Raw genomic sequence first — 14279 nt, forward strand, 5'->3', positions numbered from 1 at the left:
AAATTAAAAATTTGCAATTTATATATACTTTTGTCACAGATTTTATAAACTGAAATTTATCGTAACGATAAATTTAAACCGATGGATTCAGAAGAAATTTATAAGCAGGCTATTTTATTCCGGCGTTGGTTGCACCGGCATCCCGAAGTTTCTACCCAGGAATTTCAGACGCAAGCTTTTGTCATCGACGTACTGAAGGAATATAAAATACCTTATAAAACTTACGGGACAGGAATTATAGCCACTTTGGGTGAAGGAGCCGATTGTGTCGCTTTACGGGCTGACATGGATGCGCTGCGGGTACAGGAAGATACCGGATTACCTTATTGTTCGGAGACTTCCGGGCTGATGCACGCTTGTGGACATGATATGCATACTGCTATGTTATTGGGGGCGGCTATTATTTTAAAAAGTAAAGAGGCAGAGTTGGGTGGGACCCTGAAACTTGTTTTTCAACCGAGTGAAGAAAAACGTCCCGGAGGAGCAAGATTATTATTGCCTCATTTGCTGGAACCTCCCGTACCGAAAGCCATATTCGGTCAGCATGTATTTCCCGGATTACCGGTTGGACAGATCGGTATACGTCCGGGAGCCTTTTTTGCTTCTTCCGATAATATTATTTTTGCAGTGGAAGGAAAAGGGACACATGCGGCCATGCCTCAGCTGGGGTCCGATCCTATTTTGGCAGCTACGGCCCTGATCCAGTTTTATCAGACTATTATTACTAAGTTCCGTAATCCTCTCATCCCGGCAGTGCTTTCGATTACTTCTATTCATGGGGGAACAGCCAATAATGTGATACCGGATCGGGTAGAGGTGATGGGCACGGTGCGTACACATGATAATGCGTTGAGGCACCGGATTTTTGAATTGATCGATGAGAAATCTCCGGCTATTTGTGATTTATACGGTTGTCGTTTTGTACCCGATATGCCTTGGAATGGATTACCTCCGTTGGTCAATGATCCGGTATTGACAAAGGAAGTGAAGAAGCTGGCGGCAGGCTTGCCGCAAGTGCGGCAGATCGTCGAATCGGAACCCTTGACTTTAGGGGAAGACTTTGCTATTTATTTGCAGGAATTGCCGGGTGTTTTCTGGACTTTGGGGGTGCGGCCACCGGAAGCAGAGGAAATGTGTCCTTTGCATAATCCGGGAATGGCACCCGACGAGCGGGCTATACGGGTCGGAATCGATATGCTGGTTGCGACGGGCTTGCGTTTTTTGAAAAAAGGATAGCCGTACAAGGACCTGTTTTAAAGGTCCTTGATTTTTATGATATTGTAGGAAATATCTTTGTCGTAGACATCCGTTTGGTCGATCTTTTTGATGTATTTTACTACCCGGATCGTGACCGGAAGTATGATCACTTCATAGAAGGATTTCAAAAGAGCTTGTGTGGCTATCATAACCAGTAAAGCTTGAACAGGAATCAGTCCTCCGAAAGCGAGTGGAAAGAAGAGCAGTGAGTCGGCACTCTCCCCGGCAATCGTGGATAAAATAGCCCTGAGAGAAAAATATTTCCCCTGGGTAGCTACCTTCATTTTGCTCATGATATAGGCATTGAGAAACGATCCGAGTAGAAAAGCCAACAGACTGGCAATAGCTATCCGTGGGGCCAGACCGAATATGAAATTGAAACTTTCTTCTCCCTCCCAAAAAGGTGCTGCAGGCAAAGTAATAGCCAGACGCGCAAAACCGATGGTTAGAAAATTCATGGCGAAACCACTCCAGATAATGAGCCTGGCTTTTTTGAATCCCCAAACCTCAGCGATACAGTCGTTGATAATATAAGAAATCGGAAATACAATCAACCCTGCAGTAGCCGTAATGGGACCCAATTGAATTACTTTGGTTTCCAGTAGATTGGAAGCTACTAAACATACATTGAATAAAATCCCCAATAACATGAAGGGGAGAGATACTGTTTTTTGCATAATTCTTGTTTTTTACGTGGTTGAGCAAGCACACGCGGTAAAGTATTACCGGATATAAGATCGATCAGAACCGGTAATCGACACACGCCCTGTCCACTTTGACCGGTGCGATTAAAGTTTTGACGATTTCCTGATGGGCCGGGTGGTTGGCATATACCTCCAGAGCGTGAAGATCGGCTACTACTGCTTCCAGACTGAAATCCCATTTTTCTTCCGGGTTGACATTGATACCTACCTGCATTTCTTTTAATTCAGGAATCACTTGTACCAAAGCTTCCAGACGGTCCCTGATTTCCTGTAACCGGACGTTTTTATGCTCACTTTCTTCCAATTTGAAAAGTACGATGTGTTTAATCATGGCATTTAAATTTGTTGGTCAAAGATTGAGACACCGGGAGGCAAACATAAATTTTGCCTTCGGGGCATATCTTACCGGCGTAAAGATAGTGAAAAACCTTAAAAAGAGAATAGAAACCGGAAGCGTTTTACAGGGAACCGATGAATCGAAAAATTTTTACTGAAAAAATGTATTTTGTGTGTTAAATTCTTGTTAAATTGAAAATAATTTTCTAACTTTAGGACAAGAAAATAATTTAGTCATCTCTTAATAATAAAAGTCATGAGAGCGCGAGGTAACCAATTATTGATCCAGATTCTGTTAATGATTATCATTACTGTAATCGTAGCCTACACTTGTATGAATTTGGCCGAATTAGTGAATATGTATTCCGAAGCGATCGGAAAGGCAATTACTCAAATCAATGCGGGATTCTGATTAAGGTGTAATTCTAGTTATTCGGGTCTTTTGAAAGCAGTGAAATAACTGAAAGGGAAATTATGGCTCTTCTCTAAAACTTTGTCCTTGTTTTTTCGTTAAAGTTTCCTATATTTGAATTTATTTTAGATTTCGAGCTATGCTGAAAAAGATTTTATCCAGTACCATTATTAAATTGGTGTTGGCTGTTATTGCCGGTATTTTATTAGGTTTTGTCGTAGGGGAAGGGTTTATGAATGTCGTTGTCACCCTGAAATATATTTTGGGACAGCTTATTTTCTTTATGGTACCCTTGATTATTCTGGCTTTTATATCTTCTTCTATCGCAAAAATGAAAGGGAATGCTTCACGGATGCTGGGATGGGCATTAGGATTGGCTTATCTTTCGTCTGTCGGAGCTGCTTTTATGGCCATGTTTTTAGGCTATTGGCTGATCCCGTTACTGACTATTAGTCCGGCTACCGAGGGGTTGAAAGAAATTCCGGAACTGGTTTTTAAACTGGATATTCCTCCGGTGATGAGTGTGATGACGGCTTTGGTGGTGGCCATTATGGTTGGCTTGGCTACTGTTTGGACAAAATCTCAGATATTTGAGACTATTTTGGACAATTTCCAAAAAATGGTATTACTGCTGATCAATCGGATTCTGATTCCGATTTTGCCTTTTTTTATTGCTGCAAATTTTTGTGCCTTGAGTTATGAGGGATCTATCACCCGTCAATTGCCGGTCTTTCTGAATGTAATGGGAATCGTTTTGACCGCGCATTTTATTTGGTTGTTCTTTTTATATCTGTCTGCGGGTGTGTTTTCCGGGAAAAATCCCTGGCAGGTGGTACGGTATTATGGTCCGGCTTATCTGACAGCAGTGGGAACGATGTCATCGGCGGCTACTTTACCGGTTGCGCTTAAATCTGCCAAAAAAAGTCCTGTACTCAAAGGAGAAGTGGTCGATTTTGCCGTTCCTTTGTTTGCTAACATTCATTTATGTGGTTCTATATTGACCGAAGTGTTCTTTGTCATGACGGTATCGTTGATTCTCTACGGGGCTTTGCCGGCTATGTCTACGATGGTGCTTTTCATCGTTCTGCTGGGAGTTTTTGCTATCGGAGCTCCGGGAGTACCTGGGGGAACGGTTATTGCTTCTCTGGGCATCGTTATTTCCGTATTAGGGTTTGACGAAACCGGAACCGCTCTGTTGTTGACTATTTTTGCTTTGCAGGATAGCTTCGGGACAGCTTGTAATGTGACCGGCGATGGGGCTTTGACGCTTATTTTATCTAAATTGGATAAATAATTATCATTTATGAATAATACAATTGTCGGAATGGGAGAGGTCCTGTGGGATATGCTCCCGGAAGGTAAACAACTAGGCGGAGCTCCGGCTAATTTTGCTTACCATGCTTCTCAGTTCGGGTTCGATAGCCGGGTTATTAGTGCTGTCGGGGATGATCGGCTGGGAGACGAGATCCTGGAAAGTTTTGACGATAAACAATTGAAATATTTCATTCAACGGGTTCCCTATCCGACGGGGACGGTACAGGTACAACTGGATGAGAACGGAATTCCGGGTTACGAGATAAAGGAAAAAGTGGCCTGGGACAATATTCCCTTTACTCCCGGATTAGAAACGCTGGCACGCCAATCCCGGGCGATTTGTTTCGGATCGTTAGCACAGCGTGACGAAGTGTCGCGTGCGGCAATTAACCGTTTTCTCGATGCGATGCCTGAGGAAAATTCCTATAAGATCTTCGATATCAATCTCCGTCAGGGTTTTTATTCTCAGGAAGTGCTTTGTAGATCGTTCGAGCGGTGTAATATTCTGAAATTGAACGATGAGGAATTGATAACGATTAGCCGGATGTTCGGATATCCGGGGATCGATCTCGAAGATAAATGCTGGATATTGCTTGGGAAATATAACCTGAAAATGTTAATTCTTACCTGCGGGATCAACGGAAGTTACGTCTTTAGCCCCGGTGCAGTTTCATTTGTAGAGACTCCTAAAGTTAAGGTGGCCGATACCGTCGGAGCAGGAGATTCTTTTACGGCAGCTTTTTGTTCGGCTATTCTGAAAGAACGTTCTGTACACGAAGCCCATCAATTGGCGGTAGAGGTTTCTGCCTATGTGTGTACCCGACACGGTGCTATGCCCGAATTACCCTCTGAATTGAAAAACAGGTTGGTATAAAATCGGTGATCCCTTTGTCTAAAAGGGGGAAGTGGTTTGTAAGCTGAATGGTTGCCGAACGATGAGGATCGGTACAGTTAGGGGGAACGGTGGGTATATTTTGTGTCGTTTTCTGATTGGATTGAGGTATTAATTTTTATTTTTGTGTTTCGTTTTAAATAGGATGATCGGTATAAGAAAGTTATACGGAAGATCATCGGTTAGGATTTAAGTAATTTATAGTGAATTTATAATGAACACAAAATTTTATTTTCCAATTTTAGCTCTGGCTTTAAGTGTAGCCGCTTGTAACGACAAGAAAGCAGCTACCCAAACCGGAGGGATTGATGTTGCTAATCTGGATAGATCGGTAACTCCTAATCAGGATTTCTATCAATTCGCCTGTGGTGGATGGATGCAGGCACACCCTTTGACCGATGAGTATGGACGGTTCGGCTCTTTCGATCTGCTGGCTGAGAATAACCGGAAGCAGATGCAAGGGTTGATCGAAGAACTGGCAGCTAAGAAGTCCGAACCGGGAAGTGTTGCCCGGAAAATCGGTGATTTGTATAATATGGCTATGGATACCGTCAAGCTCAATGGAGACGGAAGTACTCCTATCCAGCCGGTATTGGAAAAAATAAAGGCTGTAAAAACTCCGAAGGAAATGGTGACTTTGGTGGCTGAAATGACCCGTCAAGGTTTTGGACCTTATTTTGGTATTTATATCGGTCCGGACGATATGAACAGCAGCATGAATCTGGTGCAGACCTATCAGGGAGGTCTGGGGCTGGGTGATCGGGATTATTACCTGAAGGAAGATGAGCACAGTAAAGAGATCCGTACCAAGTATCAGGAACACATCGTGAAGATGTTCGAGTTGGCCGGTTGGGAAGAAAAAGAAGCCCGGCAGGCTGCTGCCGACGTTATGGCTATAGAAACCCGATTGGCCGAAGCTGCCTATGAAAAAGTAAAAATGCGGGATCCTCATGCCAATTATCATAAAATGTCGGTAGAAGAATTAAAAAAAGAAATTCCCGGAATAGATTGGGAGGTTTATTTCGCTACATTGGGGTTGCAGGGGATTACGGAATTGAATTTGGGCCAACCCGAGCCTGTTAAAGAGGTGGCTCGTATTTTGAACAATACCGACCTGAAAGCCCAGCAAGCTTATTTGGAATGGAAAGTGATCGATGCAGCCGCTCCCTATTTGAGTGACGATTTTGTTGCAGAACATTTTGAATTTAATGGAAAGGTACTTTCGGGTGTGAAGGAAATGGAACCGCGCTGGAAAAGAGCTGTCGCTGCTGTAGACGGGGCTATGGGAGAAGCTGTCGGACAGATGTATGTCGAGAAATATTTTCCTGCTGCTGCCAAAGAACGGATGGTGAAACTGGTTGGTAACCTTCGGAAAGCTTTGGGGGAACGTATTCAGGAACTGACTTGGATGAGCGATGAAACAAAAGCCAAAGCGTTGGAAAAATTGGCGGCCATATATGTTAAAGTCGGCTATCCGGATAGCTGGAGAGATTATGCCGCTTTGGAAATTAAAAACGATTCCTATTGGGCTAATATTTTACGGTCTAACGAATTTGAATTCGATTATATGCTGACGAAAGCCGGCAAGCCTGTCGATAAGACCGAATGGCTGATGACTCCTCAGACTGTAAATGCCTATTACAATCCGACCACCAATGAAATTTGTTTTCCGGCAGGTATTTTACAGTATCCTTTCTTCGATATGAATGCTGACGATGCTTTTAATTATGGTGCGATCGGAGTGGTCATCGGACATGAGATGACACACGGATTCGACGATCAGGGGCGTCAGTACGATAAAGACGGTAATTTGAAAGATTGGTGGACTGCCGAGGATTCGAAAAATTTTGAAGAGAGAGCTAAAGTGTTGGTCGATTGGTTCGATCGGATAGAGGTCTTGCCCGGACTTCATGCCAACGGACAGTTGACCTTGGGTGAAAATATTGCGGACCATGGCGGATTGCAAGTGTCTTTCCAGGCATTTCATCATGCAATGAAGGATCAGCCGCTAGGGATTGTAGAGGGTTTTACCCCCGAACAGCGTTTTTATTTGGCTTATGCAAATGTATGGGCAGGAAATATCCGCGATGAACAGATTCGTTTGTTGACTCAGATGGATGTTCACTCTTTAGGACGTTGGAGAGTGAATGCCGCTCTGCCACATATAAACGGCTGGAATGAAGCTTTCGGTATACAGGAAGGAGATCCGATGTATCTGGCACCGGAAAAACGGGCTTCGATCTGGTAAATTGTTGACCGCTCATGCCTACCAGGAAGTAATGCATATCGCAATCGGATATATGAAAATGCTGGGGAAACTGTTGAATTATATCGTTGGGCTTCGGAAACAGTGACAGAATATGCCCCGTCGGGACGTATGTTTTCTGACAGGTCCTAACATGGCAGGGAAGTCGACTTATATGAAAACTTTGGGGATGGCGGTTTATTTGGCACATGTCGGTCTGCCGGTACCGGCAGACCGACATGAAAACGGTAGTTTTTCAGGGGTTATTTTCAACGATCAGTTTCACTATTCGGGCTCCTGATCCGACAAGCTGATCCGGAGCCTTTTAGGTCAGGTATCTGTTGGCAGAGGCATTGGCCTGTAGAGGATATACCAGTATAAAACTATTCTGTTGGAAATATTTGTTCAGATAACCCGGGATACGATTCATGCTGGGATTAAAAGAGATACCATTGTGGCGGCTCATTACGATCCATAAATTATCGTCTTTGTGAACATCCCGGAATACAATCAGAAAATCTTCCCAATCGCTGAATTCGGTAAATTCCATTTCCCCTCCTCGTTTCCCAAGCAATGTTTTGAGGCGGCCGAGGGTATCCGAAGAACCGTAAAATATGGCTTTGGCCCCGGTATTCTGAATAACGTTCCACACCCGGGCAACCCATTGGGGAAATCCGGCCTCTTTTTCGGCTTGAACAGGGATGACTACCAGATGGCGCTTCATGGTAGAGAGGGGTTGTGCTGGTTTATATATCAACGTAGTAACATCGCTGTAATCCAGGATACCTTCCGTGATTCTTCCCAAAAAAGAACTGGGTATTCCCTTTTCTTTGTGTAGTCCCAATACCAGGTCAGTGATACGGTGTTCGAGGATCACACTTAATATGGCGTTCGTTACATTCAGGTCATAGCGTTGCAATTCCTGAAGATGGGTATCTGTCGCTGCTGCCGTTAAGGCTGCATTTTCCAGCAGACGCCGGGATTTCTTCAATTGCTGGTCGTCTCCTGAAACTTTATTGTCCAGAATATTCAGCGCATATAAATGATGAGTATTCTTTTTCGATTTAGTAGCCAAACTGAGATTCACCAATTCTTCTGCCGTGTCTTCGTTACTCAGCGGGATTAGAATACGTTCTTTGTGGTCTCCTGTTTCATCGGTTTCGGATGAAGCCGTGGCTGCCAGATTATGAGCCCCTCTTTGAGCAGAGAAGGAAGCCATTGTACAGGTAACCAGGATCATCAGGATCGTGCCGTTCAATACGCTTTCATTTAAGAGACGGATTGGTTCGCCTTCGGGGGTTTGACCGAGAATGACGTTATATCCCACCATGACGGCAGCCAGCGTTGCTGCAGCCTGGGCATTACTCAGCCCGAAAATGATTCTTCGCTGGTCGACGGACATACGGAAAGTTTTTTGAGTCAGCCAAGCTGCAGCATATTTAGCTATTGTGGCGACAATGATCATGACAATACCGACTTTAATTGTATCGAAGCTGGTGAAAAAAGCCCGGTAATCGATCAACATACCTACTCCGATCAGAAAGAAAGGGATAAAAATCGAGTTACCGATAAACTCTACCCGGTGCATCAGCGGAGAACTCCGGGGAATCAACCGGTTGAGGGACAGACCGGCCAGGAATGAACCGATAATCGATTCGATACCGGCTAGTTCGGCCAGATAAGCACCCAGAAAAACCATGACCAAAACGAAAATATATTGTGATATGCTGTCCTGTACATGCTTGAAAAACCAACGTCCGGCAATAGGAAATGCGATTACTACAAATAAAACGAATATGACGATCGATATACTCAATCGGGTCCAGAAATGTTCTCCAATGACACCGGTTGCCATGCCTACGATTACTGTTAAAACAAGTAATGCCAGCATATCGGTAATCATAGTGCCTCCGACGGTTATCGTAACCGATTTATCTTTCGTGATTCCTAATTTACTGATAATCGGGTAGGCGATTAAAGTATGTGAAGCGAACATACTGGCCAATAGGATGGAGGTTTCCATAGAAAAATGAAGTACGTAAAGGCCGGCAACGATTCCCAAAGCCATCGGAATCAAGAACGTATACATACCGAAAACGAAACTCCGGCCACTATTTTTCTTAAAATCCCCCATGTCGATTTCCAGGCCGGCCAAAAATATGATGTACAACAAACCTGCTGTACCCGATAGAATAATACTACTATCCCGAAGAACCAGGTTAAGGCCGTTAGGCCCGATAATCGCACCCGCTATAATCAATCCCAATAAATGAGGAATTTTCAGTTTGTTGAGGAGCAAAGGGGCTGATAAAATAATTACCAGTATCAATAAAAATTTCAATACCGGATCAGTCAGGGGTAGTTCGTGGGAGATAACAAAAGGTAACAACATCTCTATGTGCGTTTTATAATAATTAATATCTATTTCTGTTCGAAACTTTTCTGTTGTAACAAATATATGAAAATGCTTACTTTAAAATAGAAATGATTTATTTTAATTTTCTGAAATAATTTAGGGAAGTAGGCTATTTTTTCTATTCGCCTGATAATTACTGAGACGCGCACTAAAATGGTCGGTCGGTGTTTAGTTACAAGACTACGATACCTGAAATTAACTAATAAAACTTTTGTAATCTTTCCTGTTTTTTATAAAAAACAAAAATACAATGATTTATGAGTTTTTAAGAAAAAATATAAAGATCTTTGTCTTGAATTCAAGTAGCTATGAAAATGAAGAAAAAATATGGATTTAGCTGGGGTATCCCTCTGTTTCTGATAGCAATGATCGGTATATTCCGCATGATACCGTCTTGGGCCGAGGCGTATGCCTGCCTGTTTTATCCCTTTATTTCGACTTTGCTCTCTGCTTTTTCTTCTTTATTTCCTTTTTCTGTGGGCGATTGTTTTATCGTCGGTACTTGTCTGTGGATTTTGATTTATCCTTTTTATGCCTGGCGGAAAAGAAAAGGGGCGAAAAAAACAGTCGGGACGATCATACGTGTCCTGATGTGGGTATATATTTGGTTTTATTTTGCCTGGGGATTGAATTATTTCCGTTTCCCTTTTTACGAGCGTACCGGTATAGCTAAAGCAGCATTTTCGGCAGAAAAATTTCAGGATTTTCTAACGGGATATGTCGGCAAACTGAACGAGAGTTACAGTAAGGCAGGAGATACGCTTTCGGGCTGGTATTTGGAGCGATATACGACGGCCGGCCCGATGAGTAAAATTCCTGTTGCCGGAGTTATACAGGAAGGATATGGAAAGATGGCTTCCCGTTTCGGTTTAGTTGAACCTGGAAAATTTTTACGGGTAAAGCCGATGTTGTGGAGTCGGTTGATGTCCCGGGTGGCTGTGACAGGATATATGGGGCCTTTCTTTACTGAATTCAATTTGAATCAGGAGTTATTGAGTGTCGAGTATCCTTTTACTTATGCTCATGAGTTGGCTCATCGTCTCGGGATCGCCAGTGAAGCCGAAGCCAATTTATACGCCTATCTGGTTACTTCTGCTGCTCAGGAACCTGCTATTCGTTTCAGCGGTTATTTCTCTATGCTGGGCTATGTGGTAAACAATGCCCGGAGATTACTTACAGAAGAGCAGTACCAGGAAATTGTAAAACGGATCCGACCTGAAATAGTAGAATTGTATAATAGCCATCTATTATATTGGCGTGAAAAATATAATCCCGGTATGGGACAAATACAACATCAAGTGTACAATGCTTACCTGAAAGGGAATCAGGTGAGTAGCGGTACTAAAAATTATTCTGAGGTAATCGGATTACTGATGTCCTTGCAAGAAGATCGAATCGTTTTGTAATAGTTATTTATTTTTTATGGACAGCAAAAGTTGCCTGCCGATTAACTTTTTGTTTTCCCGATAAATTTCAGATTTGATGATGCCTATTCCTTGGGCATACCAGGTAGAAATTTTATAACGTGTCGTTATACCTAAACAAGTGGTCTGTAGGTTAGATTCGATTTTATAACAAATAAAATCTCCTGCTGGTACTTTTATACGGGTTTGAGCCGTTACAACCCGGTTCTTTTGACTTATTCGGGTTTGCAGACTGCTTTGTTGGATGGTCATATATCCGTCTTCGAGGTGTTGTCCGACAGAGAGTGAACCGGGAAGTAAGAAGCCCGGGCCGGTGAATTGGCAGGTCTCGTTTTTCCGGATGTGAATAAAATTGGGCAGATAAGTATTCACATGCTTTTGTACACAGGAAGTGGTAAATGAAAAAGAGGGAATGACCACAGTTCGTTTTTTATCCCAAAGGGTTCCTGTATAGTGAATGACTGACAGCGAATCAGTGTTTTCGATCTTTTCTGTCGTCTGTTGGAAATAGTACCTCTCTGCCTGTTCACTGTCGATTTGGTAAAGAAGTTGTGTTCCTTTGTCGACGGAACAGAAAGGAGCTTTATGGTCGGTGATCCAGGCAGAACATGTGAGATATAAAATCGTAAAGATAAAGAACATTTGATCTTTCATAAACGGACGTTTTAATTGGATAAAAAAATATCTCTTTAGCTGGACAAAGATAATTATTTTTCTTTTTTTAAAACAATTATTTTCAATCTATTACGTATACATCAATCAAAATCTATCAAAACTTATTGTATTCCAATTAAAACGTCCCTTTCTTTGAGGTGAAATTCCGATCGCAGCTCGTCCTTTTCTGTTGGTTATCCATCGGGAATCGTCTTGATTCGTATTCATCAGGTAGGTGGGAGGGGTGACTTTACCGGCAGGAGTGAAAATTATCGACGGTAAAAGTGGTAGGTTTAGTTCGTTACTAATTCTGCATTTAGTGTAAATATGTATATAAATAACTTTATGAAATATCCCGGATTTTCACTTGAATGTTGTCTTCCAAATCCAGCATTGCATTGATCAGAAAGAGATACCGGAATCGGGGGAGGTCTCCGAGGCCGATATCCTGTTCTTTTATGATGCCTCTTTCGAGAAGATAACGACGTTTCGTGCCATTGAGTAAATAAGTAGAAGGGGTAATGTATTGGTTTCCATCGTAAAAAACGACATTACTGTAACTGGTATCGGTGATCCTACCGTTTTGATAAATCAGGATTTCGTCGCATGTTCCTTTAGATTGCTGCAATTGGATCAGTTTATCCCGATCTGCATATTTAAAAGTATAATCGATGCCGCTGCCGTCGACAAGTTTTAAAGTATGAACCCGGCGGGGAGAGTAGGTTTCGAAATCGATTTTTCTGATTTCCTGATCGTAAATGATGCGGCATTTTAGGGTACCGAGACGCTTGTCTGGCGGTATTGATTCGGAGGATAAAGGAAGGAAGGTACTGTTCCCGAAATGTACCCGCTGGGTGTCGGTTATACGTTGCCAGTGAAGTTCGGGATGTATGAAACGGCCGTCGACAATTTTCAGACTTTCTATAAAGGCGTTTTTTATCATTATTTTATTTCTATTTCTGGATGGGTAAGTAAATTTTTTCGAGTATTTCCTGATATTCTTCTTTTGCCTGACTATTGACCGTAATACCACCGCCACTGCGGAAGTAATACCGGTTATCTACTTTCTCTATAAATCGGATCAGTACGGCACTATCGAGCGTTTGGCCGTCGAAATAACCGAATACTCCTGAATAATATCCCCTGGGCAATCCTTCGGCTTGACGGATCAGCTTTTGGGTTGCTGCTTTAGGGGCACCCGAAATAGAACCGGCGGGTAATAGCTTGAATAAAAGTGTTCCCAATTCGTTTTGCCATCCGTCGGGTAATTGCCCGCTGATTTCCGAGCTGGTTTGTAATATCTCACCCTGGGAAGTGTGAATCTTTTCTACGTAACGAAAGCGTTTCACTTGTACACGAGTGGCTACAATATTCAGATCGTTCCGGATGAGATCGACGATCGTATAATGTTCGCATGTTTCTTTATGATTTTGAAGCAAGCGGTTTTCTGCGTCGGGTAAAGTGGCATCGATGGTTCCCTTCATCGGGTAAGATAGGATCTCATTATTTTCGATCCGGACGAAGCTTTCGGGAGAAAAGCAAACCAATCGGTCAGGAAGTAAAAGTTTATAGCGGGCCTGACTGTGATAAAAGATTTGTTCTAAAGTGAGATTGGTTTCGATGGGGGTTCTTTCGGTCAGGTTGAGCAAAAAACTATCCCCGCGTGACAGGCCTTGATGTACGATCCTGAATTTTTCCTGGTATGTTTCAAAGCTACTGTGAAGAATTTTTATACGAGGTTCCGGAATAGGGGAAAGGGGCGTTTTATAATGACCGATGGTTCCGATCGTAAAATAAACGGATGGATCACTTAAGGGCTTTTCGACGAAAAATCCATGGATACCCTCGAAATCTACTCCAAATAGGAAAGGAATGCCGGCTCTACCACAACGGTTCATCTCTTCCCGTACAATTTCTGCTTTCATCTTTGTGTTATAAAATCCGTGGCAAAGATAATTCGGATTGCAGCATGTTGCGAAATAAATCTATTTTATTTGTTATTTTTGTATTCATGAAAAAAGTGCTCGTTATCGATAATTACGATTCGTTTGTATACAATGTGATTCAGTTGCTTCGGGAAGCTGTTGTTCCTGTTGGTTATGATATAGTCCGTAATGATAAGATCGATTTTTCTGGCTTAGGGGATTATGGAGGGATTCTTTTGTCGCCAGGACCGGGTATTCCGGCCGAAGCCGGGGAACTGTTAAAACTGATCGAATTCTGTAAGTATACTCATCCGATATTGGGCATTTGTTTGGGACATCAGGCGATTGCAGAGACATTCGGAGCTTCGTTATATAATTTATCTCGCCCTTTGCATGGACATCGCAGTGTTTTGAAGAAGGTAGATGAACACGATCCCCTGTTCGAAGATTTGGCCGATCCGATTCAAGTGGGCCGCTATCATTCCTGGGTGATCGATCCCGAAACAATGCCCGGAGAATTGATTACCAGCTCAATAGATGAACAAGGTCATATCATGTCTTTTTATCATACTGAATTACCTATCCATGGTATCCAGTTTCATCCGGAGTCTTACATCTCGGATTGTGGGTCTGGAATAATCAGGAATTGGTTGAAAATGGTCCGGTAAAGGTTTCCTGCAGAAGCTGCTGTTTACTTTAC

General features: G+C 42.7%; 14 protein-coding genes. 8 read left to right on the plus strand and 6 right to left on the minus strand.

The window, feature by feature from the left end:
- The first annotated feature begins 81 nt into the window (after window positions 1–81).
- Window positions 82–1236: a M20 metallopeptidase family protein gene (locus ODOSP_RS02820; RefSeq protein ID WP_013610898.1), complete on the plus strand. Its 1155-nt coding sequence runs from the start codon at window positions 82–84 to the stop codon at window positions 1234–1236.
- 17 nt (window positions 1237–1253) lie between these two features.
- On the opposite strand, the gene ODOSP_RS02825 is transcribed toward ODOSP_RS02820, so the two are convergent.
- Window positions 1254–1934, minus strand: a complete 681-nt coding sequence (locus ODOSP_RS02825) for a queuosine precursor transporter (protein ID WP_013610899.1) — start codon at window positions 1932–1934, stop codon at window positions 1254–1256.
- 64 nt (window positions 1935–1998) lie between these two features.
- Window positions 1999–2292 carry a Dabb family protein gene (locus ODOSP_RS02830; RefSeq protein ID WP_013610900.1) on the minus strand — a complete coding sequence of 98 codons (294 nt, stop codon included), beginning with the start codon at window positions 2290–2292 and terminating at the stop codon, window positions 1999–2001.
- Window positions 2293–2553: 261 nt separating this feature from the next.
- Here ODOSP_RS02830 and ODOSP_RS19865 point away from each other — a divergent pair, with 261 nt between their 5' ends.
- From ODOSP_RS19865 to ODOSP_RS20125, 5 genes are all read left to right on the plus strand, one after another.
- The gene (locus ODOSP_RS19865) at window positions 2554–2709 is read left to right on the plus strand and encodes a hypothetical protein (protein WP_013610901.1); all 156 of its coding nucleotides are present in this window, start codon (window positions 2554–2556) and stop codon (window positions 2707–2709) included.
- A gap of 139 nt (window positions 2710–2848) precedes the next feature.
- Complete coding sequence (locus ODOSP_RS02835) at window positions 2849–4003, plus strand: dicarboxylate/amino acid:cation symporter (protein ID WP_013610902.1); 1155 nt, start codon at window positions 2849–2851, stop codon at window positions 4001–4003.
- Window positions 4004–4012: 9 nt separating this feature from the next.
- Entirely contained in the window at window positions 4013–4897 is an 885-nt protein-coding gene (locus tag ODOSP_RS02840) for a carbohydrate kinase family protein (RefSeq protein WP_013610903.1), read from the plus strand.
- A 232-nt stretch (window positions 4898–5129) separates the two neighbouring features.
- The gene (locus ODOSP_RS02845) at window positions 5130–7163 is read left to right on the plus strand and encodes a M13 family metallopeptidase (protein WP_013610904.1); all 2034 of its coding nucleotides are present in this window, start codon (window positions 5130–5132) and stop codon (window positions 7161–7163) included.
- A gap of 112 nt (window positions 7164–7275) precedes the next feature.
- The gene (locus ODOSP_RS20125) at window positions 7276–7461 is read left to right on the plus strand and encodes a MutS-related protein (RefSeq protein ID WP_041556322.1); all 186 of its coding nucleotides are present in this window, start codon (window positions 7276–7278) and stop codon (window positions 7459–7461) included.
- Window positions 7462–7485: 24 nt separating this feature from the next.
- On the opposite strand, the gene ODOSP_RS02855 is transcribed toward ODOSP_RS20125, so the two are convergent.
- Entirely contained in the window at window positions 7486–9552 is a 2067-nt protein-coding gene (locus ODOSP_RS02855; RefSeq protein ID WP_013610905.1) for a cation:proton antiporter, read from the minus strand.
- Window positions 9553–9884: 332 nt separating this feature from the next.
- On the opposite strand from ODOSP_RS02855, the gene ODOSP_RS02860 reads away from it, so the two are divergent.
- On the plus strand, window positions 9885–10982 hold the full coding sequence (locus ODOSP_RS02860; RefSeq protein ID WP_013610906.1) for a DUF3810 domain-containing protein: 1098 nt from the start codon (window positions 9885–9887) through the stop codon (window positions 10980–10982).
- A 3-nt stretch (window positions 10983–10985) separates the two neighbouring features.
- Here ODOSP_RS02860 and ODOSP_RS02865 read toward each other — a convergent pair whose 3' ends face one another.
- The 3 genes from ODOSP_RS02865 to ODOSP_RS02875 form a co-directional block, all read right to left on the minus strand.
- Window positions 10986–11654, minus strand: a complete 669-nt coding sequence (locus tag ODOSP_RS02865; RefSeq protein WP_013610907.1) for a TapB family protein — start codon at window positions 11652–11654, stop codon at window positions 10986–10988.
- Between the two features lie 343 nt (window positions 11655–11997).
- Window positions 11998–12597: an aminotransferase class IV gene (locus ODOSP_RS02870; RefSeq protein ID WP_013610908.1), complete on the minus strand. Its 600-nt coding sequence runs from the start codon at window positions 12595–12597 to the stop codon at window positions 11998–12000.
- 10 nt (window positions 12598–12607) lie between these two features.
- Window positions 12608–13579 carry an aminodeoxychorismate synthase component I gene (locus ODOSP_RS02875; protein ID WP_013610909.1) on the minus strand — a complete coding sequence of 324 codons (972 nt, stop codon included), beginning with the start codon at window positions 13577–13579 and terminating at the stop codon, window positions 12608–12610.
- Between the two features lie 86 nt (window positions 13580–13665).
- On the opposite strand from ODOSP_RS02875, the gene ODOSP_RS02880 reads away from it, so the two are divergent.
- Complete coding sequence (locus ODOSP_RS02880; protein WP_041557156.1) at window positions 13666–14247, plus strand: anthranilate synthase component II; 582 nt, start codon at window positions 13666–13668, stop codon at window positions 14245–14247.
- Window positions 14248–14279: the final 32 nt, after the last annotated feature.

It is taken from the genome of Odoribacter splanchnicus DSM 20712, from assembly GCF_000190535.1.
Classification (GTDB): domain Bacteria; phylum Bacteroidota; class Bacteroidia; order Bacteroidales; family Marinifilaceae; genus Odoribacter; species Odoribacter splanchnicus.